General features: G+C 60.0%; 26 protein-coding genes. 15 read left to right on the plus strand and 11 right to left on the minus strand.

Annotated features, from left to right (window positions below):
* The first annotated feature begins 5 nt into the window (after window positions 1–5).
* The 3 genes from RIdsm_RS26720 to RIdsm_RS26730 are packed head-to-tail and all read left to right on the plus strand — an operon-like array spanning window position 6 to window position 8223.
* Window positions 6–2183 carry a DEAD/DEAH box helicase gene (locus RIdsm_RS26720; protein ID WP_074940805.1) on the plus strand — a complete coding sequence of 726 codons (2178 nt, stop codon included), beginning with the start codon at window positions 6–8 and terminating at the stop codon, window positions 2181–2183.
* Between the two features lie 2 nt (window positions 2184–2185).
* On the plus strand, window positions 2186–4840 hold the full coding sequence (locus RIdsm_RS26725; protein WP_057821806.1) for a PD-(D/E)XK nuclease family protein: 2655 nt from the start codon (window positions 2186–2188) through the stop codon (window positions 4838–4840).
* Window positions 4837–8223: a UvrD-helicase domain-containing protein gene (locus tag RIdsm_RS26730; protein ID WP_057821804.1), complete on the plus strand. Its 3387-nt coding sequence runs from the start codon at window positions 4837–4839 to the stop codon at window positions 8221–8223. Before RIdsm_RS26725 ends, RIdsm_RS26730 begins: the two co-directional genes overlap by 4 nt.
* Before the next feature lie 88 nt (window positions 8224–8311).
* Here RIdsm_RS26730 and RIdsm_RS26735 read toward each other — a convergent pair whose 3' ends face one another.
* Complete coding sequence (locus RIdsm_RS26735; protein ID WP_057821802.1) at window positions 8312–9058, minus strand: RES family NAD+ phosphorylase; 747 nt, start codon at window positions 9056–9058, stop codon at window positions 8312–8314.
* The gene (locus RIdsm_RS26740) at window positions 9039–9431 is read right to left on the minus strand and encodes an antitoxin Xre/MbcA/ParS toxin-binding domain-containing protein (RefSeq protein WP_057821799.1); all 393 of its coding nucleotides are present in this window, start codon (window positions 9429–9431) and stop codon (window positions 9039–9041) included. Before RIdsm_RS26740 ends, RIdsm_RS26735 begins: the two co-directional genes overlap by 20 nt.
* Before the next feature lie 124 nt (window positions 9432–9555).
* Here RIdsm_RS26740 and RIdsm_RS26745 point away from each other — a divergent pair, with 124 nt between their 5' ends.
* The 7 genes from RIdsm_RS26745 to RIdsm_RS30820 all read left to right on the plus strand — a co-directional run bounded on the left by RIdsm_RS26745 (window position 9556) and on the right by RIdsm_RS30820 (window position 14491).
* On the plus strand, window positions 9556–9774 hold the full coding sequence (locus tag RIdsm_RS26745) for a hypothetical protein (RefSeq protein ID WP_074940807.1): 219 nt from the start codon (window positions 9556–9558) through the stop codon (window positions 9772–9774).
* A gap of 96 nt (window positions 9775–9870) precedes the next feature.
* Window positions 9871–10122, plus strand: coding sequence for a multiubiquitin domain-containing protein (locus RIdsm_RS26750; RefSeq protein ID WP_074940809.1), 252 nt, complete (start codon window positions 9871–9873; stop codon window positions 10120–10122).
* A complete protein-coding gene (locus tag RIdsm_RS26755) occupies window positions 10082–11287 on the plus strand; it encodes a ThiF family adenylyltransferase (RefSeq protein ID WP_057821797.1) in 1206 nt (401 codons plus the stop codon). The genes RIdsm_RS26750 and RIdsm_RS26755 overlap by 41 nt, the downstream gene beginning before the upstream one ends.
* Window positions 11284–11703 carry a ubiquitination-like system serine protease family protein gene (locus RIdsm_RS26760; RefSeq protein ID WP_057821795.1) on the plus strand — a complete coding sequence of 140 codons (420 nt, stop codon included), beginning with the start codon at window positions 11284–11286 and terminating at the stop codon, window positions 11701–11703. Before RIdsm_RS26755 ends, RIdsm_RS26760 begins: the two co-directional genes overlap by 4 nt.
* A gap of 135 nt (window positions 11704–11838) precedes the next feature.
* On the plus strand, window positions 11839–13470 hold the full coding sequence (locus RIdsm_RS26765; RefSeq protein ID WP_057821793.1) for an HIRAN domain-containing protein: 1632 nt from the start codon (window positions 11839–11841) through the stop codon (window positions 13468–13470).
* A 525-nt stretch (window positions 13471–13995) separates the two neighbouring features.
* Window positions 13996–14229, plus strand: a complete 234-nt coding sequence (locus tag RIdsm_RS26770) for a WGR domain-containing protein (RefSeq protein WP_057821791.1) — start codon at window positions 13996–13998, stop codon at window positions 14227–14229.
* Between the two features lie 136 nt (window positions 14230–14365).
* Window positions 14366–14491: a hypothetical protein gene (locus RIdsm_RS30820; protein WP_276509283.1), complete on the plus strand. Its 126-nt coding sequence runs from the start codon at window positions 14366–14368 to the stop codon at window positions 14489–14491.
* 208 nt (window positions 14492–14699) lie between these two features.
* Here the strand turns inward: RIdsm_RS30820 and RIdsm_RS30425 are convergent, their stop codons facing one another.
* Entirely contained in the window at window positions 14700–14903 is a 204-nt protein-coding gene (locus RIdsm_RS30425; protein ID WP_160325915.1) for a hypothetical protein, read from the minus strand.
* Between RIdsm_RS30425 and RIdsm_RS26775 the strand changes: the two genes are divergently transcribed.
* From RIdsm_RS26775 to istB (RIdsm_RS26785), 3 genes are all read left to right on the plus strand, one after another.
* Window positions 14902–15246, plus strand: coding sequence for a hypothetical protein (locus RIdsm_RS26775; protein ID WP_057821789.1), 345 nt, complete (start codon window positions 14902–14904; stop codon window positions 15244–15246). The two genes, RIdsm_RS30425 and RIdsm_RS26775, sit on opposite strands and share 2 nt — an antisense overlap.
* Before the next feature lie 156 nt (window positions 15247–15402).
* Window positions 15403–16932: an IS21 family transposase gene (gene istA, locus RIdsm_RS26780; protein WP_151175227.1), complete on the plus strand. Its 1530-nt coding sequence runs from the start codon at window positions 15403–15405 to the stop codon at window positions 16930–16932.
* A gap of 12 nt (window positions 16933–16944) precedes the next feature.
* Window positions 16945–17715, plus strand: a complete 771-nt coding sequence (istB, locus tag RIdsm_RS26785; protein WP_151175226.1) for an IS21-like element helper ATPase IstB — start codon at window positions 16945–16947, stop codon at window positions 17713–17715.
* Window positions 17716–18473: 758 nt separating this feature from the next.
* Here the strand turns inward: istB (RIdsm_RS26785) and RIdsm_RS26790 are convergent.
* The 8 genes from RIdsm_RS26790 to RIdsm_RS30825 form a co-directional block, all read right to left on the minus strand.
* Complete coding sequence (locus tag RIdsm_RS26790; RefSeq protein ID WP_160325921.1) at window positions 18474–18647, minus strand: hypothetical protein; 174 nt, start codon at window positions 18645–18647, stop codon at window positions 18474–18476.
* A 197-nt stretch (window positions 18648–18844) separates the two neighbouring features.
* The gene (istB, locus tag RIdsm_RS26795) at window positions 18845–19627 is read right to left on the minus strand and encodes an IS21-like element helper ATPase IstB (RefSeq protein ID WP_057822083.1); all 783 of its coding nucleotides are present in this window, start codon (window positions 19625–19627) and stop codon (window positions 18845–18847) included.
* Between the two features lie 24 nt (window positions 19628–19651).
* Window positions 19652–21205, minus strand: a complete 1554-nt coding sequence (gene istA / locus RIdsm_RS26800) for an IS21 family transposase (protein ID WP_057822085.1) — start codon at window positions 21203–21205, stop codon at window positions 19652–19654.
* 284 nt (window positions 21206–21489) lie between these two features.
* Window positions 21490–21633 (minus strand): hypothetical protein, encoded by a 144-nt coding sequence (locus tag RIdsm_RS30275; protein WP_160325857.1) that lies wholly within the window; start codon window positions 21631–21633, stop codon window positions 21490–21492.
* Between the two features lie 135 nt (window positions 21634–21768).
* Complete coding sequence (locus RIdsm_RS26805; protein WP_057816978.1) at window positions 21769–22335, minus strand: hypothetical protein; 567 nt, start codon at window positions 22333–22335, stop codon at window positions 21769–21771.
* A 66-nt stretch (window positions 22336–22401) separates the two neighbouring features.
* The gene (locus tag RIdsm_RS26810) at window positions 22402–22983 is read right to left on the minus strand and encodes a hypothetical protein (RefSeq protein WP_057816979.1); all 582 of its coding nucleotides are present in this window, start codon (window positions 22981–22983) and stop codon (window positions 22402–22404) included.
* A 479-nt stretch (window positions 22984–23462) separates the two neighbouring features.
* The gene (locus RIdsm_RS26815; RefSeq protein WP_057816980.1) at window positions 23463–23855 is read right to left on the minus strand and encodes a hypothetical protein; all 393 of its coding nucleotides are present in this window, start codon (window positions 23853–23855) and stop codon (window positions 23463–23465) included.
* A gap of 15 nt (window positions 23856–23870) precedes the next feature.
* Window positions 23871–23996: a hypothetical protein gene (locus tag RIdsm_RS30825; protein ID WP_276509284.1), complete on the minus strand. Its 126-nt coding sequence runs from the start codon at window positions 23994–23996 to the stop codon at window positions 23871–23873.
* Window positions 23997–24153: 157 nt separating this feature from the next.
* On the opposite strand from RIdsm_RS30825, the gene RIdsm_RS26820 reads away from it, so the two are divergent.
* Together RIdsm_RS26820 and RIdsm_RS26825 are read left to right on the plus strand one after the other, a co-directional pair.
* A complete protein-coding gene (locus RIdsm_RS26820; RefSeq protein WP_143100524.1) occupies window positions 24154–24726 on the plus strand; it encodes a hypothetical protein in 573 nt (190 codons plus the stop codon).
* Window positions 24723–25166, plus strand: coding sequence for a hypothetical protein (locus RIdsm_RS26825; RefSeq protein WP_057816982.1), 444 nt, complete (start codon window positions 24723–24725; stop codon window positions 25164–25166). Before RIdsm_RS26820 ends, RIdsm_RS26825 begins: the two co-directional genes overlap by 4 nt.
* Window positions 25167–25382: the final 216 nt, after the last annotated feature.

Consider the following 25382-nt stretch of genomic DNA (forward strand, 5'->3'; position numbering starts at 1 on the left):
CGCCGATGAGCAGTGCGTTCGACAAACTGGCGAGGCCTGTGCAGAAATGGATACGCCAGAAAGGATGGCGCCAACTTCGCGACATCCAGGCGCGATCCATCCGGACGATCTACGAGACCAACGCCGATTTGATCGTTGCGGCGTCCACGGCGGGCGGAAAGACCGAGGCGGCGTTCCTGCCGTTAATTTCACAGGTGCTTGACGAGGCGTCGGGCGGCACCGGTTTCGACCTGCTCTACATCGGTCCGCTGAAAGCCTTGATCACGGACCAGGCCATGCGGCTGGAGGGCATCTGCCAGGAAGCAGAGCTTCCAGTTGTTCCCTGGCACGGGGATGTCTCGCAATCGATCAAGACGCGCGCGTTGAAATCTCCAAAAGGGATCCTTCTGATAACCCCAGAGTCCCTTGAGGCGCTTTTCATTCGTCGCGGTTTGGAAATTGCACGCCTGTTTGGGGCCACGCGGGCGGTCGTGATCGACGAGCTGCACACGGTTCTTGATAGCGAACGCGGGGTCCAGCTTCGTTCACTGCTCACGAGGCTCGAGCTCGCGATAAAGCGCCCAATACGTCGGGTAGGTCTGTCAGCTACTCTGGGCGACATGGACCTCGCCAAGGCTTATCTTCGCCCTGACGCCGCAAACGCTGTCCAGCTGATCGAAGCAGATGGCGGCGAGGCTGAATTGAAGCTTCAGCTTCGCGGTTACCTTTCCGGCGATGAAGATGAAAACAGCCCATCCGCAACGGACGCGATATCAGCCCATCTGTTCAAGCATCTTCGAGGCAGCGATAACCTGGTCTTCGCCGGAGCGCGCCAACGGGTCGAGATTTACGCAGATCGGTTGCGGGAGCTTTGCGAACGGGAGCACCTGCCACAGGAATTCTATCCCCACCACGCGAGCCTCTCCCGAGAACACCGTGACTTCGTTGAGCGGCGCTTGAAGGACCCTGCGAAACCGACGACAGCCGTTTGCACGTCGACGCTTGAGCTGGGAATCGACATCGGTGACGTGACCTGTGTGGCTCAAATCGGTGCGCCATTCAGCGTCGCGGCGTTGCGACAACGGCTTGGCCGATCAGGCCGCCGTGAAGGACAGCCGGCCATTCTCAGGCAGTACGCTGTCGAAGCCAAGTTGACGCCGGAGAGCAGTTTCGTGGATCGTCTTCGCCTCGGCCTGATCAGGTCCATCGCGATGATAGACCTGCTGCTGGAAGGCTGGTGCGAACCTCCAAAACCCCAAGCGCTTCATCTCTCGACGCTCATTCATCAGATACTGTCAGTCATAGCGCAGCGCGGCGGTGCGTCTGCAAGCGTGGTCTACAATGTGCTCTGCCGCGAAGGCCCCTTTCGGAAGGTCACAACCGAAGTATTCGCAGATGTTTTGCGTGCGATCGGTCATCCTGAAACCGGCTTGATCGAACAGGCCGCAAGTGGGCTGTTACTCTTGGGACCGACAGGCGAAAAGCTGGTCGAGCATTACAGCTTCTATGCGGTGTTCCAGACGCCTGAGGAATTCCGGTTGGTCGCAGAGGGGCGGGATCTTGGAACCTTGCCAATCGACAATGTTCTTGCTCCTGGGATGCTATTAATATTCTCCGGGCGACGTTGGGTTGTTCAAGAAATCCATGATCGTGAAAAGGTCATCGTCGTCAAGCCCGCGAAGGCTGGTGTGCCTCCAGTCTTCGGCGGCGATACAGGGGACATTCATGACAAGGTAATTGACCGACTGTTCGCCGTGCTCGAGGGGGATTCCAGCCCACTTTACATGGACACAGTCTCTTTGATGATGCTCGAGGAAGCGCGTGCTCACTATGAACAGCTGGGGTTTAGGGCCAATAACATGCACAGCATTGGCGAGCATACATCAGTCATTGCGACGCGGGTCGGGACGGTGAAGACATCAACCCTCGCGCTAGCAATGAGAAGCAAGGGGTTTTCGGTCGAACAGCATGACGGGTTTCTGATCGTAGAGGCCGGGGACGAAACGCCCGATCTTCGATCGGCGCTGGAAGATATTCGATCTGGCGCACCCGTCGATTTGTTCGCAGGCGCAGGCAATCTGATATCAGAGAAGTTCCATCAATTTCTTACTATCGAACTTTTGGTTCGGGACGCTGAATCCTCAAAGCTTTCGACACAAGCACTTCCCGATTTGGTCAAAACTATTCTTCAAAAAGGAACTTAAAGATGTCCACAATGTGCCGGTCCACGCTTATTGTCTATGGACGACACGCAATGCGGGAGGCCCGCCTTGTGGCAGCCCGCAGCGGTCAACATGGCCTCCAGATCATGTCATTCGAACAAGCCGCGGTGCGGCTCGCGGGCGGTTTCGCCCGCGCAATCGACGAAGAAAGCCTGCGCGCGGCGATCCAGACGGTCCTCCCTGAAACACCGATGGGCGAACTGGAAGATATCAAGATGCTGCCGGGCATGATCGGCGCGGCCGCCGACACACTGCACAAGGCGTGGCGGGCCGGTATCGATCTTGCCTCCCGGTCAGCTGATCATCCAAGACTTGAAGCCATCGCTCGCCTGGAGGCCGCTGTTCTCACCGAACTTCCGGGCGGAATGATGCGTCCGGTCGATATTGTCGCCGCAGCCATCAGCCGGATCACCCATGCGCCCGCCATATTCGGCTCGATGGAAATCGTCGGACTGACCGAACTGTCTCCCTGCTGGCGGCCTCTGCTGAAGGCGCTCGCCGAGCACATCCCCATGCAATGGACGTCAGGTCCTCGCCCTGTCCCGGCATGGCTCAAGGAAAGCGGCGTTGCTGTCGCTCGAGGCGACGCTGAGGAGCCGGCCATTCGATCCGTCAGCGCCGCGACCGCTTACCATGAGGCAGTCGAGACACTGCGTTGGGTTCGGTCGCTGCTCGCGTCGGGCGTATCGCCCGCCGACATTGCAATCGCCACCGCGTCGCCAGCCGACTACGACGATCACTTTCTCGCGTTGCGCGCCGATGCCAATATCGATTTGCATTTCGTTCATGGCGTCCCGGCCGTCACCACACGTGACGGACAAGCGGCAGCGGCACTCGCCGACATCGTCGTGCGCGGGCTTTCGCAGTCGCGCTTGCGCCGTCTCGCCGCCCTGTGCCGCGCTTCTGCACCTCTGGCTTCCCTTCCCGATGGCTGGATGCGCATCCTTCCAAGCGATGCACCCCTGTCAACGCAGTCCGCCTGGAACCAACTGCTGGCGCGCCTCGCACCGGACGACTGGCCTGACGGCATGGATCACGCCCCAGTGCTGCGTGCTGCGGTCGATCTGCTGGCAAAAGGACCGGACGCGGTACAGGAGATCGGCGAAGCCTTCCTTATGGGCCGGGCATTGTCCATCTGGCGCAAAGCCCTTCTGGCAGGGCCCGCCGGCGCGATCGACAGCACGCTGGAATCACTGAAACAGGATGACGGGCTCGAGGCCTCCGTCTCCGTGGCCTGGATGCCGGCCAGCGCCCTCGCCGCGTCGCCGCGACGCTTCGCTCGGCTGATCGGTCTCAATTCCTCCCGCTGGCCACGCGGGATCGCCGAAGACCGGCTGATCCCGGACCACATCATTCCAACGGGCGAGCTCGACCCGCTTCCCGTCAATCTGGCAGATCGCCGTGACTTTGATACAATCCTCGCCACCACGGGCAGCGACGTCGTCCTCTCCCGCGCCCGACGCGACAGCGACGGCAGACTGCTGGGTCGCAGCCCCGTCTTCGCCACCTATGACGAGGATGCCTATCTGCGGCGCAACGCCGTTCCCGCCCATGCCTTCAGTGAAACCGACCGGCTGATGGCGCGGCCGCAGGAATTCGCCGCCGATCCCCAGGCATTGAGTGCGCGTTCCTGCTGGCGCGATTGGCGCATGGCCGATGTGACAGCTCATGATGGCCTGGTCAGGTCCGATCATCCCTTGGTTCTCGCGATCCTCGAGCGGACCCAATCGGCGAGCTCGCTCAAAACACTGCTGCGCAGTCCCCTCAATTTCCTCTGGCGCTACGCTCTCGGTTGGAAATCCCCGCAAGGCAGCGTCGAGCCGCTCGTGCTTGACGCCCTGCAAACCGGCGACCTCATCCATCTGGTGCTCGACTGCGCCCTGCGAAACCTCGAAGCGACGGGCGGCCTGGCGTTGGCAGACGTGGCTGCCATTCAGGCTGCGGTAGACGAAGCCGCTGGTGCCGTGGCTGCCGAGTGGGAAACCGAGCGGCCCGTTCCGCCCGCTGTTATCTGGGGCCGCACGCTTGGGGACGCGCGCGCTGTTGCCGGACAGGCGCTTGCCTATGGCAATGATCATTTGCCGGGCAGCCGATCCTTTGGCGAAGTCCCGTTCGGCGGGTCCGAGCCCAAGTCGGAGGCGGCATTGCCCTGGGACGCCAGTGTGCCGGTGATCATCCCCGACACCGGATTTCACATTGCCGGCTATATCGACCGGCTCGACATCGCTGATGACGGCAGCCGGGCACTCGTGCGCGACTACAAGACCGGCAAGCCGCCCAAAGGCGACATACGAGTGAACGGCGGCCGAGAGCTTCAGCGTTGCCTTTATGCCTTCGCCGTCAAGGCGCTCCTGGGCGACCACATCGCGATTAGCGCCTCGCTGCTCTATCCGCGTGAACCGCTTGATCTCCAGCTCGACGAGCCGGACATCGTCCTGGCGGAAATCAAGGCATATCTGCGGGCGGCGAGAACCGCATTGGCCAGCGGCGCGGCACTGCCCGGGCCGGATACCGGAGGCGACTACGACGATCTCGCCTTTGCCCTGCCGGCAAACGCAGGCGCCACCTACTGCAAACGCAAACAAGCCGCCTCGACCGAGCGGCTCAGCGAGGTCGCGCCGATCTGGGAGGCGGAATGATGAGCAGCGTGAAAGTTCTGAATGATGATGGCGCCCGGCATGACGCGATCAGCCGTCACGACCGATCCATTCTGGTTGAGGCCGGCGCGGGATCGGGCAAGACCGCCGTGATGGCCGGCAGGATCGCTGTCACACTGGCGCAGGGTGTCGCGCCAAGTTCCATCGCGGCAGTCACGTTTACCGAACTGGCGGCCAGCGAGCTCCTCCTGCGGGTTCGGGATTTCGTCGAAGATCTCGCCGCCGGCCATATTGCACCGGAGCTCCGCGCCGGCCTGCCGGAGGGACTGTCTGCGGCACAGCGCGAGAATCTGATGTCGGCCAGCACGGCGATCGACGAAATCACTTGCTCGACCATCCACGGCTTCTGCCAGCGATTGATCAAGCCCTACCCGGCGGAAGCGGATATCGATCCGGGCGCAGCGGTTATCGACCGCAACCAGGCCGATCTCAACTTCCTCGAAATCGTCGACGGCTGGCTGCGCGAACGATTGTCTGGCGATCAGGGCGGCGTCCTCGCCGAGATGGTGCTGCATAACCCGGGAGAGACCGTCGCTCTGATGCACAAGATCGCCGAAGCCCTCCGGCGGTCGAGGAAACTGGTCGCACCGCAGGCGATGCCCTTTGCAGGTCACCTGCAAGCCTTCCAGCAGGCGGCCGACGAACTTTCGGCCTTTGTGCAATGCGCCGGCGTTGATGAGCCGGAAACGGAGGTCTTCGCCGTGCGCTTTTCTGAAATGGCGGCTGCCCTTCCATCGGTTGCAGATGGTTCCACGCCCGCCGGGCTCGTCAGGTTGCTGGTTGCACGCCCGCATCCCGACCTTACGACCGGGACGGGCAGCTTTTACGCCTACCGCAAGAAGGGCAAATGGGCGGCAGCGGCAAAGCAGGCAGGGCTGTCCAAGGCAGACGGCGACAGGCTGAACGATACGGCCAGCGGTTTGTACGAAGCGTGCTGTGCCGCATGGGCCGCACTGCTCCAGGCGGTTTCCGGCCAGGTCCTTACGACATTGATCGACGAAGCACGCACAATCCTTGCGCGCTATCGTGAGCACAAGCGCGCCAGCGCCCAGCTCGATTTTGACGATCTCATCTACGCCGCGCGCGACCTGTTGCGCGACCATGAAACTGTGCGACGGGCGCTCGGCCAGAGGTATTCAAAGGTCTTGGTCGACGAGTTTCAGGACACCGACCCGCTCCAGGCCGAAATCTTCTGGCGTCTATGCGGTGATCCCGGTGATGATCCACAGGACTGGACGCGTTTCCGGATTCGGCCGGGCGCACTCTTCTTGGTTGGCGACCCCAAGCAGGCAATCTATCGCTTCCGCGGCGCGGATGTCGGCGCTTACGTCCAGGCCCGCACGGCCTTCTCGACACAGGACGCGGACGGCCTCGTCTCGATCTCGACCAATTTCCGTTCCTGTGCCTCGATCCTCACCTTCGTCAACGAACGGTTCGAGACTGTCCTGTCGGCTGATGGCCAGCCCGGCTTCACAGCGCTTGATCCCTTCCACGACGATCCGGAAGACGGCGTCTGCGTCGCGGCGATCGATATCGCGGTCGCTGACGAGAACGGCAAGGCCAGTGCCGAGCAACGACGCGACGCCGAAGCCGAAGCGGTGGCTGAACTTTGCGCACGGTTGATCGGCAGCCATCCGGTCCAGGATCGCAAAGCCGGTGCACAACGCCCCTGCCAGCCGGGCGACATCGCCTTGCTCGCCCCGACCGGCGCGGAACTCTGGCGCTATGAAGAAGCCCTTGAGCGCCGGGGCATCCCGGTCGCAACCCAGGCCGGCAAAGGTCTGTTTCGCCGGCAGGAAGTGCAGGACCTTATCGCGATCACGCGGGTTCTCGCCGATCGTCGTGATACGCTGGCGCTCGGCGCATTGCTGCGCGGCGCGCTTGTCGGGCTCAGCGAAGAGGAACTCCTGGACATCGTCTGGGCGCTTCCGCGTTCGGAAGATGAACCCGACCGGGTCCCGCGGCTCGACCTCGGCGTCGACCCCGCGGCAATAGTGCATCCGCTGGCGCGCGATGTGATCGAGCGGCTGCAAGCGCTCCAGAAACGCGCCAACAGCACGACACCACACGATCTTCTTTCGCAGGCCGTCGACGTCCTTCGGGTACGCCCGGTTCTTCTGGAGCGGCATCGCGGTCAGGCAGAACGAGCGCTTGCCAATGTCGATCTCTATCTCAGCCTCGCCGTCAGCTATGCGGTACGGGGTCTGCGGGCCTTTTCCGAGGCAATGACGGCGGCATGGGCGGATGAGGCCCGCGCGGTGGAAGGCCGGCCTGATGCTCAGGAAGAAGCCATCGCCCTCTACACGATGCATGCCGCGAAAGGACTTGAATGGCCGGTCGTCATCCCCATCAACACCATGACTGGGGTGATGGCGCCTGATAGCGCCGTGACCGATCGCCAGACTGATACCTTCTACTGCCCGGTTCTGGGTGTCCCTCCGTCCGGTTACGACGCGGCGCGGCAGGCAGAGAAGGATGAACTGGACCGCGAGCGGGTGCGGCTCTGGTATGTCGCGGCAACCCGCGCCCGGGAACTCTTGGTCTTTCCGCGGCTCGACGCAACGCCTTCGAAATCAGCCTGGATCGGCCTGGTCGACCTGTCCCTGACAGATCTTCCTCACCTCGATGTATCGCATCTGCCGCTCGACCCGATCGCGGTGACAGGCGATGCCGCAAACGATCAGACACGGGAGGGTTTCGCCGCTGAGGCCGGTGCGATTGCCAAAAGGCAGATGCACCTCACCTGGCTTGCGCCGAGCCGCGACGAGACCGCGACCGGTTCGGTGCTTCAGGAAGAAGAACCGGACATTTGGGCCGGTTCGGCTGATGCTCAGGCGCCAGACGCAGAAACGCCCGCCTCCGTCCGGGGCGGACGCGAGCGTGGACTGATCCTTCACAAGCTCATCGAAGAAGTCCTGACAGGGGAATGCGACGAGACCGGCGAGGCGCTCACCGCGCGTGCCACTGACCTCATCCGTGCGCTCGGCGAGGAGCCTTCCTCCGATCCGGCGAACGGGCTTTCGCCTGAGGAACTGGCCGGTTGCGTGACGCGAACGCTGTCCTTGCCAGAGGTGGCGGCCTTGCGTCCCTCATTGCTCGCTGAATTTCCGGTCTATACCTTTCAGCAAGAGGATGCCGATCTGGTTGCGACGGCGGGCATCGCGGATGCGCTTACGGTTGGTCCGGAAGGTCAGCCAGCCGTCGTGATCGACTGGAAGAGCGACGTGAATCCCACCCAGGAAACACTTGATCACTATCGGGCTCAGGTGCGTGCCTATCTCGACATGACCGGCGCTGAACGGGGCCTGATCGTTCTGATGACAAACGGGACGGTGATCACCGTCTTTCCCTCACGCTCTCCTTAGGCCCCGTAATTCGGGTAAGGAACATTCCATCTGTTCCAATTCGTTTCATAGTTGCAACTGGTTCTCGTGTTTGGTCATTTTCAGCAAACTACGCCGCCAGAATGTCCACGGACCCGCTCAAATCTCGGGGGTCGATTAGATTGTCTTCGTCGCTGCCGGAGCTGTTGAAGGTGTAGAGAGACGAAACTCGTTCACCATCCCATGTGTATCGGAAGTGCTCTCCCTGCACAGCGCGTTCAAGCACGTTGCCGTCAAGTACACAGATCCGTGTGCCGCTTGGACGTTCATGGGATCGAAAGAGAACCCCAGAAAGTTCCTCTGATCTTGCTCGATCAAAGAGCCTCTTGCCTAGCTCGCGACGCTCGTCCTGCGCGAGATCTGTGGATAAACCTTGGGCATCGAGAAACGACCCGCGGACCCGTCTACTGAGCATCCTCATGTCCAAGCCGATCGGAGCCTCCGTCGTCCGCAAAAGGAAGCGCTCCCTTTTTGCCACAGAGACCGCGAGCGCAGTTTGTTTGTCTTGCGACATCTCCAAACAGCGTACGAGTGGACCAAAAAACCAGCTACCCTCCGGGTTGGAATACGCGAAAGGCGCATGGTTCCAATTCTGGAAGCGCGGCGATGTATCGTCCACGTCGACCCCGGATCGCCCGACCAGCCTCTGTTTCTCCTTCACACGGGGATTGTGGAGTTCGGCAACCGCTGCAATCTCGTCATCGTAACCGCCGGCGATGCGACGGTAGAGCGGTACCGGTGGGAACCGCGATGGAATTAGGATGTAGAAGACGTCGTTGACCTCTTCGACGTTGAACTCATCCGCCGCGTTGTGCATCGAGGTATTCTCGCACCTTGTAGATATCCACCACGTTCCCTTCGAGCATCACGTCGAGAGCGCTGCGATCGTCGAAGTAGGTATTCGGCTTCTTGACCCAGGCATCGGCCGCTGCAGGGTCGGGCAGGACGATCTGGAGTGATTTGTAGATACCCAGTAGGTGGGAGATGCGTTCGATCGTGTCGTGCGGGAGATTGCCACCGGATTTCTTCCATTTGAAAAATGTGGATCGGCCTGGTGAGCCGAGCAGCGTGATCTGCTCATCGGTCGAGAGTTCCCAGTCCTCGGCAAGTTTGGCGAAAGCATCCATGACAGCTGGAATCCTGAATGCGTCCGCGCCGTGTTCGGGCGCAGAACCTGTGTGTGGTTGCATTGATCCTCCTATTGTCCAAGTTTGGACTTGACGGCCATAGTGGTCCAAATGCAGACAGTCCACATAGGGACTCAGAGCCACTCTTAGTCCAATTTTGCCGAAATGCAACGAAAAGGAGCACGTTATGGCAGGAAAAGGTAAAGGAGGCGGCGGCTACCGCAGCGCGAATTCAGGCCGCTACGTGACGAAGGCGTACGGTAAGTCGCATCCGCGAACAACCGTGAAGGAAGCTTCAGGGAAGAGCGGATCGACCGGGGGAAGCTATCGCAGCGCCATTAGCGGCCGGTTTGTCACCGCGAAGCACGGCAAAGCGAACCCGAAAACCACCGTCCGGGAGAAGTAGGTGGGCTGAGCAGTGTTAGTCCACTGGCTCGGCAATGACCTCCGTTCGCCACGACGCGAATAGCCACAGTTACAATTTATGAAGAGGAAAGCTGACATGGCAGGGAAACCCGAAAAGACAGCCAACATCACGGTCAATCAGGACGACCATGAAGTGGCAAAAGAGAAGATTTCTTATGAGGAAGTGGTCGCGCTGTACCTCTCAGATGGAGGAAGCGGGTCCAACGAATACCTAATCAAGTACTCGCGCGGAAATTCGGGAAACGTGAGCGGCACGCTCGCGCCTGGCAACGAGGTGATGGTGAAAGATGGCATGCGTTTTAGAGTTTCGGGAACTGGCGAATCGTAATCCCTTCATCCAGGACCTGGAAGACGAAGGCTACCTCCTTGATTTTGTCGGGGGCTACCTCTTGGTCTATGGTTTGCCCTACCTAGCAGAAGACGGCAAACTCCTGCACGGCGATCTGGCCAGCCCGGTCGATCTTTCAAACGACGGGCTCATTGACCCTCCTTCAAATCACCAGGTTTGGTTCCGAGGAAGCCGGCCGCACGACCAGAATCGACGTCAGCTTCGGTTGGGTGGCGGCGCAAGCAAGGTGAGGGTCGCGGACGGGTTCGAGTCCGACCAATCCTTCTCGTACAAGTTGCTCGACGACAAAGGTCAGATGCGGACTTATCATTCGTTTGAAGAGAAGTTACGCACCTATGTCGATACGATCACTGCGCCTGCCATGGCGGCCTATTCCGAGGCCACGCCGCTAAAGGCAATCGAGGTCCGGGCAAAAGAGCAAGGCACCCCGCTAAAGTTCCCAGATACGTTGTCCGCCAGGTATCACATGAACGACTTGTCGAGGCTGCTCGAAGGGAAACGCGTGGCGATCGTTGGACTCGGAGGCACTGGCTCATACATCCTGGATTTCAGTGCGCGAACCCACCTCGCCGAGATCATTCTTTTTGACGACGACAAGGTACATGTTCATACGATCTTTCGGTTTCCGGGCTTTATTCCCCGCGCGATCGGAACGCCAAAAGTGGACGCGTTGGCGCAGCAGTATGGAAATTGGCATTCGAGCATCACACCGATTCCGGAACGGGTTACGAAGGAAAATATTGAGCAACTTCGCGAATTGGATTTTGTGTTTGTGTCGATCGACAACGGCCCGTCACGTATCACAATAACGGACTGGCTCAGTGCGAACGGCGTGCCCTTCGTGGACTGCGGAATGGGCTTGAACCGAGTAGCTACAGGCTTGAACGGTGTTGTGAGAGTGACAGGTGTGGATCGCACTGCTTACGAAGAAACGGCTGGCACTGTCTTCCTTCCAGGTGAGGACCCAAAAGAAGGCGAGTACCGCCGACAAGGTCAGATAGCCGAGTTGAATGCACTTAATGCAGCTCTGGCCGTCCTTCGCTTCAAGCAGCACTTTGGGATTTACGACCGCGAAGATGCGGCGATGTCATGCGTCTTGGAAACCACGTCGTTGGAGATCGATCGGAGGATGCTCGTCGAATGAGGTTTCGCTATCAGCTTGTGGATCGGATCCCGAAACAGATGGAGGAGGGCGTCGTCTACCACACCGAGGAATTTGAACTCGCAGGGCTACTTTGTGCATGCGGATGCAACCACCGCATCACGCTTATCGTTCCAGATAGTCACAGGGTTTGGGATGAAGGTGGATATGCCACCATTCAACCGTCAGTCGGCGTCTTTGATGCGCCATGCAAGTCCCACTATGTAATTCGCGCTGGAAACGTTCAGTGGCTCCCGGCATTTTCGGGCGCTCAGGCAACCAGGATCATGCAGGCGCAGATTGCGCGCCACGCTTCTCAAGATCCAGAACCCGCGTCCTGGCTGCGTCGAACCGCGGCCGTTCTGTCCGGTTTCGTCAAGAAGTTGCTGGCGGTTTTTCTAGGCGGGCGCTCACATTGATCATCGAGAGGTGGCGATAGGCACTAGCCGTGCTGGCCCATCCGGGAACGACAATGGCCCACCATATACACAATGACCCGGAGCGGCTCCGTCTCTACCCGCCGCCACCGCGAAGAAGCCTTGCGCACCTAACTGATGGAAGCAGCCCGCGCCGTGAATCTCGGCGTGGGCAAGGGCGATATGGCTGCCCGGGTGCAAAGGGTCCTGACGCTGGAAGAAAGTGATCGCAAGGCCTGGAGTAAATGGAAGGACAGCCAGAAGGCCATCGACAAACTGGACGACGATGCGCTATTAAAGAAGGACGAAATAAAGCGGGCGGAGCTCGAGTTCGAACGGTTGACTTCCTCTTTGCCGCTATCGGATCGCTCGGTCGAGGGGGTCCGGACTGCTCTTCCACAGTTGCGGAACCTACTTCGGCTGCACACCGATCATCAGCGTCTCGATGAGCGGATCGTGGCTCTGCAGCAGGCGATTTCGGCGTTGTCAGACGGGGCCGAACGGCTGGCGAAGATTCTTGGTGCAACCGAGGACCAAGGCGGACGGGAACCCATTCAGACCATCGACCAGGCGCGCTTACGTCTGGCAGTGCCAAGTGCGGTATTACGCTTTCATTGTGCAGCTGGTAGTAAAAGGGCGCTTGTCGGATGGAGGAAGCGAGTGAGTTTTTCGTTCTGGTGGATCATTGGCGGTGTCGTTCTCGTCATTCTCGGAATCGGGGCCTGGAAGCCGAGTAAGACCACCCGACACCGCCGGCATCACGATGAGGCCCGGCCTTCAATCAAAGAGGCAAAACCCAAGGGGCCTTCCCGTGCCACGCAACGCCGCTTGCGGGCTCCGGTTTCGATGGGTTGGGAAGTCCATGAGTTTGGCGACAATGCGCCCGCGGGCGACTGGGTACAGTGGAAGATCGGAAGCGGATGGTTCGATGTCCAAGGTCTCTTCAATCGCAAGGAGGCAGTAAGAGAGTTTCTTCGGCTGGCAGCCCAAGCCGACGAGCGCGGCGAGCCTTTCGGGGCATTGCTCAAGCCGGAGCCTGACAACAAGCATGACAAGAACGCCATGCAGGTGATCGGCATCCTCGGTCCGCACGAAGCGCCGACCTCACGGGTCTTCTTGGGCTATGTGCCCGCCGATGCCGTGGCCGAGGTCGCAAGCTTTCCGGAGGGGATGCCAATTGCCGTGGAACTGAAGAAGTCCCGGATCGGGGAGGTCGACGTCATCTTGAACTGCGCAGGTTTGTGGCCACCGGCCAAGCAGCGACGGGAGTTGGGATTTGAGAAAGCCCCATCGAAGCCTGTCACCAGAGTGGATGAGAATGCACTCGAGAAGCTCGATCAATTGATCGAGCGCATGAATGCGATGCCTGCCCTCACAGCGAAGCAGGCGGCCGCGAGGCAGAAAACGAACAGGATCGATTTCATCGAGGACGACGACGCTACGATTCAGCGCAAGTTGGCCGAACTGGAGGCCGACAGATCACCTTCGGTTCTCGAGGATCCTGATGGCATCAAGCAATACGACAACGACCTCGCCAAGCAGGTGGAAATCGTCAGCGAGGGACTCGATGGATGGGAACGCTCCGGCATGACACCCGCGCCGTACTATTCCTACCGGATTGCTGTAATCCTCTCGAAGCAGAAAGAAGTTGAGCGAGAGAAGGCTTTCCTAGCCGCCTGGTGCAGGCATTTCTCAGAAATTGGTATCGGGCAGCGCTATGCGGACTTGGTCGAGCGGGCGCGTAAGAAGGGTGCCATACCACCGGCATGAAAATTGGTAGAGGTGGTTTGGCGAGCCCGTGGTAGCAGAGGTATCTGTCGGTCGGAGCGGAAACGATAATGGCCCCTCTTATCGACGCCTGTTCAAACAGCTCCTTAGATCCTTCGCTCGGTACATGGCATCAACAAATGGAAGGAACCACAGCCGCTTCCGATACCACGATCGCGATGAAAAAGATGTCTGGCTGAATGCTGTTTCACCTCCGGGCAGCTCGAGAATCTGAAGGGCCGCCTTCCGCCTTAAACTGGGGTGTCATCGTATTTCCGCTGCCGGAATAACCCGTAGCATGCCAAACTCCATGCAACTGACCCACATTTGGAAGAAACTGGATGCTTCTTTTGTTCTACAATCAAGTTGATTGCCCGGGTCCACAGTTACGCAAATGCGAATTCAATACCGCCAGCGAAAGGGCGATGCGAACCAAAGTAGAACATACTGGAAACGCGGGTGTCTACCTGATATTGTTGTGTTTAGAAATTTACTCGCAATATATGCGATTACACGGGAGGTTGCTGCATGACGCAGACCAGCGTTGATCTCAAGCGCATTGATCCGTCTCTGAACATGCGACGCTTCTATCGCATGGCCTTGCAGCCCGATCTGTTTGGTGGTGTCGACCTCGTGCGCGAATGGGGCCGGATCGGGCGTCGGGGCCAATTGATGATTGAGAGGCACACCGGTGCGGATGAAGCGGTAGTCTCGATGCGTAGACTTGAAGCCGTGAAACGAAAGCGCGGGTATGGATCTTGAAAGTGCCGATGGCCACTAGCGTGGTCAGTGCTGGTTTTCTCATCTTTCGGACGGCACAACGGAAGTCGAACGCGTCGATGATAACCCTTTCTGTTTTTCTGAAGATTCCTCTTGGACAGAAACCTATCGGACGTGCATGGTCGAAGACATGACGCGTGCGCTTACCGTGCTGTTGAGCTTCCAAGCCTCTCTACAAATTGTGCATGATCTGATGAATGCGCAGCGAGACTTGGAGAAGATGCGCCAGAGCAACCAACCGTAAACAGACCTTAAGCGAGGCCGCCGTTCTCTCTTTCTACCAAAGAGTGAGGGCGCCCGTCGCATAGTTTGATCATTTGGAAGGCGCACTTGAAACCGTGCAGGTTACTTTGCGCCATGAGAGCCTGGCCACGAGCCCGATTTGAGGTTTGCCACAGCGTCTGCTGAGCATGAGGGCAGGGGACAGCGTGGGTTGATCCCCCGTTCTCGCTTTATGCGGCCGGAGCCTTCAGCCAATTAGCCAATGCGAAAAACCTTGGAACCGGCTTCGGGAAAAACATCCTGCGCTCAAGAAAATCGTCCATCGCATTTTGCCGCTCGGCCATTCGATCCGACGTCATTCCCGGGCGCCGAAAAGGTTGTCCCTCAAGAACCCAGGAAAAGGAAAATTTCATGCAACATTCAACGAAATCCATGAGCACATCCGAGACTGGCTCAAGCCCCTCGCTGTTGGAGATCGTGATGCGAGCGCTCGAAGCGACCGGACGCATTCCCACCACACAGCCCGAGACAGGTTTTCCGGACGCGTTCACGGCTGATAGGGTCACCGACTTCTATGTCGAGGAACTGAACGGTGGGTGGGTTTCAACGGTCCGGTTTCGCGACATACCGGACGGACTGCCCAACGCGTTAGGGTCGCCGGATATCATGCCGTACCGTGAGCCCCGGGATGCCTTCCTGCACGGCGCTGGCATCCTTTGCGAGATTGTCACGGGAAGCCGCGCGTTGCCGTTCACGATGGTGCGCGCACCGGGGTAGCGCGGACAAGGATTCCAATCTGACGCGGACAAGCATTCCGATTTAGCGCGGACAAGATTCCGGGGTTCGCGGACAAGATCGCGGAGCCCTTTGGCGGGGTGCTGAGCAATCACGTGGCGGGTAGCCTTTCGCTCTTTTGAGAGCGGGAGGGACCCAATGGCGAGATTGCCGATGAGGAAGATCAGAGAAGCCTTGAGGCTGCGCGCAAGCGGCCTGACGACCCGGGAGGTTGGCGACAGCATCGGCGTCGGCCGTACGTCGGTCAGCGAGTATGTCGGCCGGGCGGCGCGGGCGGGTTTGTCCTGGCCGCTGCCGGATGATCTGACGGATGCTGCGCTGGAAGCGTTGTTGTTCCCGGTCCCACCGCCAGATGCAGCTACCACCTACCCGAAGCCGGACTGGGCGCATGTGCATAGCGAGTTGCGCAGGCCCGGAGTGACCCTGTCGCTGCTCTGGGAGGAATACCGGGAGGCGCATCCCAAGGGCTATGGCTACAGCCGTTTTTGCGAGCTTTACCGCCGCTGGGAGGGCAGGCTGGCCCCGGTGATGCGCCAGCATCATGTGGCGGGCGAAGCGCTTTACGTGGACTACGCCGGGCAAACCTTCGAGATAGTGGACCCCGAGACTGGTGAGGTGCGCCAGGCCGAGTTCTTTGTCGCAGCCCTCGGCGCGTCGAACCTGACCTATGCCGAAGCCACCTGGACACAAGGCCTGTCCGACTGGATCGGCAGTCACACGCGAACCTTCGCATTCTTGGGCGGCGTGCCCACGACGGTGGTCTCGGACAATCTCAAATCCGGGGTCACCAAGGCCTGCTTCCACGATCCACAAATCAATCGCAGCTACGCCGACATGGCGGCACATTACGACACCGCCATCATCCCGGCCCGCCCGCGCAAGCCTCGCGACAAGGCCACAGTCGAGGTGGCCGTGCAGCTCGCGCAGAGGTGGATCCATGCGCGGCTGCGGAACCGGCGCTTTTCCTCGTTGGCGGAGTTGAACGCGGCGATCCGGGAGCTTCTGGAGCGCTTCAACAACCGGCGCACCCGTCATCTCGGGGCCAGCCGCCGGGAGCTGTTCGAACAGATCGAACGCCACGCCCTCCAGCCGCTTCCGCTGGAGCCATACGAGTTCGCGGAATGGCGCTGCCGCAAGGTGGGGCTCGACTACCACGTCGAGATCGACCGGCATTATTACTCGGTGCCCCACACCCTGCTGAAGGCCGAGGTCTGGGCGCGCATCACCAGTCGGACTATCGAGATATTCCATAAAGATCAGCGCGTTGCCTCGCATGTCCGGACATCGGGCAACCGCAAGCACACTACGGTGATGGATCACATGCCGTCCAATCACCGAGCCTATGCCGATTGGACCCCGGAGCGCCTGTGCCGGTGGGCGTCCAAGGTCGGCCCCAACACGGCATCCCTCGTCGAGGTCATCATGCGCGAACGCAAACACCCCGTGCAGGGGTTCCGCGCCTGCCTGGGCATCCTGCGGTTGTCCAAGGGATACGCGGCAACCGAGTTTGAAGCGGCCGCAAATTACGCGCTCACCATCGGCGCCCATTCCTACGGCTCCCTGCAATCCATCCTGAAGAACAAGAGATATCGCCGGGCCCCGGATCGGCCCGCAGAGGAACCGGCGATCACCCACCCCAACATTCGCGGCGCCGATTATTTCCACTGAGAAAGGATACACATGCTTGATCATCCAACCCACGACCTGCTGCGCCAGCTCAAGCTGGACGGCATGGCGGACGCTTTCACCGAACTGCAATCCCAGGACAGCGCCGCCGACATGGGCCATGCCGAATGGCTCGGCCTCCTGATCGACCGGGAGGTGGCGAACCGCACGACCAAGCGGTTCCAGTCCCGGCTGCGCGCCGCCAAGCTTCGTCACGGTGGCGCTTGCGTCGAAGATGTCGATTTCCGCGCCGCGCGCCGCCTCGACAAGGCTTTGTTCCAACAGCTCGCCGCTGGCCGATGGATCAAGGAAAAGCGCAACCTGCTGATCACCGGCCCCTGTGGGGTCGGCAAAACTTGGTTGGCCTGCGCCTTGGGACAAAGAGCCTGCCGCGACAACGCCACCGTGATCTACAAGCGCCTGCCGAGGCTGTTTTCGGAACTGCAACTGGCGCATGACGATGGACGCTTCCCACGCATGTTCCGCCAGCTTGTCAAAGCGGACTTGCTCATTCTCGACGACTGGGGGCCGGAACGCATGACCGCGCCACAGCGCCGGGATATGATGGAAATCATCGAGGATCGATACGGGTCCGGCGCAACGCTGGTCACAAGCCAGCTGCCGGTCGATGCCTGGCACAACATCATCGACGAACCGACTTTCGCGGACGCTATCCTGGATCGCCTGATCCACAATGCGCACAGATTGCCTCTCGATGGCCCGTCGATGCGCAAGACCCGCGATGCCCCCGCGACCAAAACCGTTGACGAACAAACCGACACCTGAGATGTCAAATCAAACGCTCAGCATCCCGCGCGAACTTTGTCCGCGCACCCCGGAATGACTGTCCGCGTGCCGTTGGAATGGCTGTCCGCGAAGCCCGGAATGCGCACACAACGTCGCGGCATTAAGGTTCAACCCTGCCTCCGATAATCATGTTTCGTCGACGGAAGAGGGACAGAGTATCTGCACTCGCTGATACGGAACAGTGAACGGCGTTTAGAGGGCCCCATAACTCGCTTAATCCCGGATCATACGGCGGGTCGGGGATTTTTTGTGCCGGGACGAACCGACAGACTTGGAGGGTTGGTGCGGACGAGGGCCTGCATATACGGCCACATAAAGGTGACTTTCAAGTGTATCAATTTCGCAACAAATTGGCGAGACTTGCAAAACCCGTTGTTGTGCGCAGTCGCGCTGGCGAGCGACAAAACCTCGCCTGGCGTTCCATCCCCAAGCAACGGCAGGCGGTAGGTTCTCCCTGCCTCGCTGGCGTGTTCTTTCTGCCTGTCCGAAAGGATGCGCCAGCGAAACCCCGGATGCCTTTGATGTTGGCCAGTGCGGCTGGGTGATGACATGACACCCAGCAGCCGGTTTTTACGGGAAAGGCGAAAGTACACATACCCTATGGGTTGCCAAGTCGTCGCGGGGTGATGCAGCCTGCGCTTGAGGGAATGGTGCCTTCAATTCACAGCGTTGGCGCGCTGGACCCAGACCCTTTGGCGCGGGCCACCATCCAACATCCGATTGGGTGAGGGCCCGCGTCAGCTTCTTGGCTGGTGCCGGTCGATCCAATACTGTGCCTTCTGCCTTGAATCGAAGAGCGGACGTTCGCCCGAATGATGTTCCTGGCCGTCGATGATATCGACTACTTCGAACAGCATGATGAGACGCCCCTCGGGGTCTTTCTTCGCATTGCGCTTAATTTGATAGGCCATTTGGGAAGCAGTAGCAGGGCGTACATTTGATGGACAACCGGAAAGCGGGGACATTTTCAAATGCCACCATCCTACTGTCTGGCTCGGGATCAGTATCTGCGGATTTCAGAATTACCGGACAGCGATTACGCTAATTCCCGGACAGCCATTTCAGTAATTCCCGGACAGTTCGGGCGCGGCTGATCCTCTGCCTGTGGTCATGTTTCGGTTTGCATCGTTTCTGTGTTTTCGGCGTGGGTCAAGTTTCTGTTTTGATCTGCTCTTCGCATGCTGTCTCCCTTGAGGTCGATGCGGTGTGCGTTGTGGACGATCCGGTCGAGGATGGCGTCGGCGATTGTTGGTTCGCCGATCATGTCATGCCAGCCCGAGACGGGCAGCTGGGCGGTGATGATGGTGGAGCGCCGCTGATAGCGCTCCTCGAACAGCTCGAGCAGGTCGAGCCTCTGCTGATCGGTCAGTCCGTGGGCCCCCCAGTCATCGAGAATGAGCAGTTGGACGCGGGCCAGTTTGTCGACCAGCTTTGGGAACCGCCCGTCGAGGCGGGCCATGGCCATGTCCTCGAAGAGCCGCGGCATGCGGACATAGAGGACGGAGTGATCGAGCCGGGCCGCTTGATGGCCGAAGGCGCAAGCCAGCCAGGTTTTGCCCGTGCCGGTCTGGCCGGTGAGGATAATCTGCTCCTTTGCCTTGATCCACGCGCCCTGTGCCAATGCGAGAACCTGACGGCGGTCGAGGCCGCGGCTTGCGGTGAAGTTGACGTCTTCAATACAGGCGTCCGGGAAGCGCATCTTGGCGTTACGCAGCCGGTTGGCGAAGCGTTTGTCGGCCCTCGTCGAGGCTTCCCGATCAAGCATGAGCCCGAGCCATTCATTGCGATCGAGGGCTTGGCCCGGATCCTGGTCGGCGAGCGCCTTCCAGGCGTCGGCCATGCCTGTCAGGCCGAGCGCGGCCATCTGTTCGAGGGTGGGATGTGTCAGCATGTGATGATCCTTCTGTGCTGAGGGTTACTGGTAGTAGCCGGCGCCACGGATGTTGTCGTGGAGGGGTGTCGCGGTGATCGGGTCTGGCGGTTCCGGGGCCCGATCCAGTCCGGTGATCAGGATGGAGCGCACCGAGGTATAGTTGACGGTTCCGACCGTCAGGGCGCGTTCGCAGGCGGCCTCCAGCCTGTCCGCCCCGAACTGCCGCTGCAGGCCGAGTACGCCGAGGGCCGATCGATACCCCTGTTCGGGATGCGGCCTGTCGCGCATCAGACGTTCAACGAGCACGGCCGTGTGATAGCCGGTGCGGGCGGCCCGGCGGATGAGGCTTTCCGGCGTCATGCCGCCATGGCGCTGATGAGCCTTTGGCATATGTTCCTTGATGGTGGTGTGGCCGCCCCGGGGGCCGCGGCGGCGATGCACGGCCACCTGCTGGGTGTTGTGGAAGATCTCGATCATGCGGTGGGTCAGGCGCACATCGACCTGCCGGCCGATCAAGCGGTGCGGCACGGAATAGAAGCTATGGAGCACCTCGATATGGTAGTCGGGATGCACCTTGGCCTGCTTCCATTCCGCGTACTCGAACGGCGTGTCGGGCAAGGGTCTCAGTGCGGCGCGTTCGATCTCTTCGAAAAGCTCCTGCCGCGAACGCCCCACCCGACGCATGGTCCGCGCATTGAGATCCTCGAGCAACTCGGCCATGGCCACGTTGAGCGCCTCGATGGAAAAGAATTGCCGGTTGCGCAGCCGGGCCAGGATCCAGCGCTCCACGATCAGCACTGCGCCCTCGACCTTGCCCTTGTCGCGGGGTTTGCGCGGCCGCGTGGGCAATACGGTCGTGTCGTAATGCGCCGCCATGTCGGAGAAGGTCTTGGTCACCGACGGCTCGAACCAGAGCGGCTTGGCCACGGCCGCCTTGAGATTGTCGCACACGATCGCCTTGGGCACCCCGCCGAAGAACTTCAGCGCGCGGACCTGGGCCTCGATCCAGTCAGGCAGCTTCTGGCTGAGGCTCGCCCATGCGAATGTATAGTTGGATGCGCCGAGTACGGCGACGAAGATCTGGGCGCGGTGCTCCTGACCTGTCGCGGGGTCGATCACCGGGATGGTATGGCCCGCATAGTCGGTCTGCATCACCGCGCCGGCCTCATGGCGGTTGCGATAGCGAGGGCTGATCCGGTTCTCGAATGCCCTGTAGTGCTCGCAGAACCAGGTGTAGCCATAGCCGTCGGGATGCGCCGCCCGGTATTCCTCCCAGAGCAACGCCAGCGTCACGCCCTTGCGCTTCATCTCCGCGGCCATCTTCGGCCAGTCCGGTTCGGTCAGATCCCGGGGTGGGCGGCCAACGCGCTGGAACAGGACCTGCTTCAGCGTCACATCGCCATCCCGGCCCGGAGGAAGAGGCCAGCAACTCAGCCCCGCTTCCCGGGCCCGGTTCAGGTAGGTCGCCACCGTCGTCTTGCTGAGCTTCAGACGCGCGGCAACCTCACGCGCCGAAAGCCCTTGTTCATGCGTCAAACGCAGTATCGTTCGTATGTCTTGCACGGTCGTGCGCCTCGCTCGCTTCCGTCTCGGCATGATCCCTCCCGGTCCTGTTCAAGACCGGCAGAATGCCGTGACGGCGCAGGCGATGACCAACCGTCCCCGAGCCTCCCCGGAGCTGTCCGGGAATTAGCGAAATCCCTGTCCGGGATTTACCGAAACGCTTGTCCGGGAATTACTGAAATCCGTGTCCGGGAATTTGCGAAACCCGCAGTATCTGCATCTTTCACAACGATCAAATGCCCAGTGAACCAAAAGACCACATCACAGCGTTCATGGAAATCGGTCGGGCCGCAATTTCTTTTAAGCATGACTTGGAGTTAGGGGCCGGCATTATATTCGTTTTCTTCCCGGAGTTGATAAATTCCCGCGACAGCTTCGGGAATCTGCCTGGCGTCTGCATCCAGGGTCTCGGCGAGTTCTTCCTCTGGAATACCCGTCGCTGAGTTGCCTTGATCGTCCATCAGCTGATCGGTGATCGGCGCACCCTTTTGCGAAGCTCACCTACGGCGCAGTGCTGTCCGGCATCAGGCATGCGTGATCATTGAGCGTGTTTTCCGCGATTTTACCGGCTACCCGATGAGAATGGCTCGCTCTCTTTATTGGCCCCAGTTGAATGCGATCTCGACCAGGATCCGCCGGCCCGTACCGTAGGTGTTGACACGGAAATCGACGATCATGTCCTGACCGCGCGTATCGAATTCGTCTGCGCCCTTCACTCCCGGAAGGCCGATGGATAGGAGGTCTGGCAGGTACTGCATCAGCCGGTCGGCACTGTAATAGTCCCGAGCGTCGAGATGCGCCCTGATCCTGTCTTTGAATTGTGTTTCGATACTCTCGGTGTGGCCCGTCTCGATCGCCTCGATGGCCAGGGGTTCAGGGATCCCAAGGTCTTCGGCCGTTTTAAGGAATATGTCTTGGAAACTGGTTTCCGGTTTGACCCATACCGCCTTCAAAAAACTGTCGAAAGGGTTGGCGGATGTGTCCTCTAATCTTTCCGAGACAACACCGAAGAATTCGAGGGAAGGGTGATCGAACTCGTTGCGAAACTCCGCCTTGCAAAAGGCTTCGACGGCCTGGATGAGCGTTGCCATATCGCAGTCCTGCGGCAGCGCGAAATCCGCTTCGTCCAGTAGCAGGCCCTTGTGCCTGAGGTCGTTTCCCATTGTGTGCTCCTTGGGTGGTGTGTGTTGGAGGTTGAGGGGGCTTGGCGGTTGCCGCGGCCTTTTCGTTCAATGTCTGTCTGGCGTGAAGTCGAGGGGTGCGGCCTTTGCGCTGCGCGCAAGATGTTCAACCCGCGGAAGTTTCAGGCCGTCGCACGGCACGGACTCGGCGTGCAGGTAATCGAGCCAGCGCCGCACTGTTCTGTCGAACGGATCGTTGCGAGCGAGAAAGTCCTGCGTGCGATGAATGTCACGTGTGACAAGACACATCGTCGCTTCGGCGGTCCCATCGAGCTTTACTCTGAGGCTTTGGTTCAGGATGCCGATCGCGTCGGGAAAATACACCACCTCTATAGGACCATGGATCTGGCCTGACTGCAGCATGTTCTGGGCGCGAGGCAGGACGACCGTGGGAAGGTAGCGATCGTACGCAATCGCGCGGGCGAATGCCCAGCATTTCTCCGCCTCGATGTCTGCCTTCATGATCAGAGGCCCCTTGTGCATGGATCTCCAGGTCTCCGGGTCGAGACGCTGGCTGGCGATTGCGTCGCTTGCTTGATCGAACGGGCCTCCCCCGATCACGTCTTCGATCACCTCAAGTGTATGATCTTCGTAGACGCGTCGGACGGGATGGATGGGCAGCAAAGTCATTGCACGGTCCTCTCAAAAGGTATCAGTCAGGCTTGTTCATCGCCGAGCGAAGCAGTCGTCCCTGGCGTGTTCCCGGTCGGATCCGCAGTTCATGGGTTGAACCGTGGACGTGCCTCCGGTTTCGAAATGGCTCCTCGCGCCCGCTGAACAGGAAATGGTACCGGTCCCGGGCTTTCGGAAACCCGCCAAATGATGACGTGAAGCCCGCGGCGGTTGATCTCATTCGCGGTCGCAGCGCGCCCGCGACGGGACGGGGGCAAGAAATAAGGGGCACACCGCGGCCTGCCTGCCTCCCGTGGGCTGCCGTCGCGACTCGTGCGAATTGACCGCCGGTGGGCCATTGCAGGATGCTGTCCGTGAGACGCAATATCCGTCCGGACAAATCTGGCTGACCAGCCGCAAAAAGAAGACGACAGCATTGTTTGGCGCCGAGAGCGGTGCAAAGCCGCTCTCAGTCTCCAATGACATCGGCGGCGCGCCTATGTCGCATCGCCGTAACTCGCCATCACGAGCATGTTGCCCGCCACTGTGAACGGCAATTCGGAAGACCCCGTCACGATTTCGCAAACCGTGGACGCACCGAAAACGAGAGCCTCTGCGGCACTCTGGAACGGTTTGAACATGGGAGCAGTCATGCAGTCATTGTCGTAACCGCTACGTGGCTTGAATAGGATGTTCCAGACCCAGCCGCCCGGCACTTTCTCGACCGTGAGATGGCTGAGATTTTCTCGTACGTAGGAGTCTCCATAGCCGATATCCGGCGTTTCTTCCGGCACAAGCCCTTTGTCTTCCAGGGCCTCGAGCAAGAGGTTCAGGAAGCAGTCTTCCAGAGCCGGATTGACGGGAAGTTCGCAAGTCTTGAGATTGAACATTGGTGTCCTCTTGTTTCAAAAGCGGGCCTTCATGGCTGCTGAACGAGAGGTGTATCCGACGCCGTGCCGCCGGAAATCCGCCTCCGCATGACGTGGCGTCAACGGCGTTTGCTGCCAAATTGCTTCGGCGATGACGATCACGCTCCCGGCCAATGTCATGCGATAACTTTCGCATTCCAGCTTTTGGGCCTGCGCGGTCCCGGTCTGTGCGCTTGTTCGTGACGCACAGACCGGGACCGCGCAGACCAATCGCGTGGGGACTTTCCGGCTTGCGTCTTTCCCAACAAAGGAGGCGTATATGCCGTTCGACAAGTCCCTAAACCCGTCACATCCACGTCCTGCCACCTGGCAAGAGTCGCTGAGACGAGGTGACGTTCTTCAGTATTCATTCCCGCTCCAAAATGCCGATCAGAGCCGTGCTTCAAAGCCAGCTTCGTATCTTGTGCTGGACGTGTTTGAACGCGGCCGCTTGCGCTATGCAATGATGGCCCGGGGCACGTCTGAAGACGTGAAGTCCGGGAGAGCCTACGATGTCGATGTTCGTGAACCCGGTGCGCGCAGGACGGCCGGGCTGGATCAGCCGACGCGTTTCAATTGCGCGCGAACGGTCCTCCTTGGCCTCGATCACCCTGGATTCAAACCGAACACTAACACTGGCTCCCCTGTCATCGGTCAACTCGAAGGAGCTCTCGTGGCGCGGATGAACGCGGTACGGGCCCGGCTTCAAGCCGAAGCGGACATCGTCGCGGATGCTCGCGAGGAGCGTCGTCGCGAGGAACTGCGTTGGCGGCGCGAGGGAGGCGGTTTCCCGGAACGGAACCGCTCCCTGCGCGGCGCCATCGCAACTTTGGAAAAAGGATACACACGATGAACAAACCCCTCCCTATCACGTTCGAGAACATCGAAGGTCTCGCCGCCGAGGCTTTTGCCGACGCCCGCGTCTCCGCGACTGCGCTGCGCGCAGATGTTATTCCCAATCTTGCGCCCCGAGACAGAACGGGGCCGGAGCGGCTCTTGAGAGCGATCGAAGGCCGCCGAGTTCTCGACGACGATACGCTCGTCGAACTCGACGTACTCATCGACAAGCTGTCCCGTCTGATCGCCGACGGAACGACCGAAATCGGACGCGTTGACGACCATCCCTTCTGTTTCTCCGAAAATCCCTCGTGGACCGACACGCATCGATCGCGCGAGGCGGAAGACATGGCACGCGCCCTAACCGTGCTGCTTGTTTTCCAGACGTCCCTTCAAGCTGTGCATGACCTGATGCGCGCACAACGGGAACTGGAGAAGATGCGCCAACGCATCTAACCTTTCATTTGATCGGGCATTTGCCCGAGAAGGCGGGCGCGCCTTCACTACACCACTTCTGCTGCCACTTGGGAGAAGGCGCGCCCGCCGAATTCAAGCTGACAAACCGGTGTCGGTGACACTTCACATCTGAAACTCCAAACCAGCCGAACTCGCGGTTGCGCAGGTGTTTTGGCCACGTTTATGGCAAGCGCGGATCAGGCGAGGGACCTTGGT

Source organism: Roseovarius indicus (genome assembly GCF_008728195.1).
GTDB lineage: Bacteria > Pseudomonadota > Alphaproteobacteria > Rhodobacterales > Rhodobacteraceae > Roseovarius > Roseovarius indicus.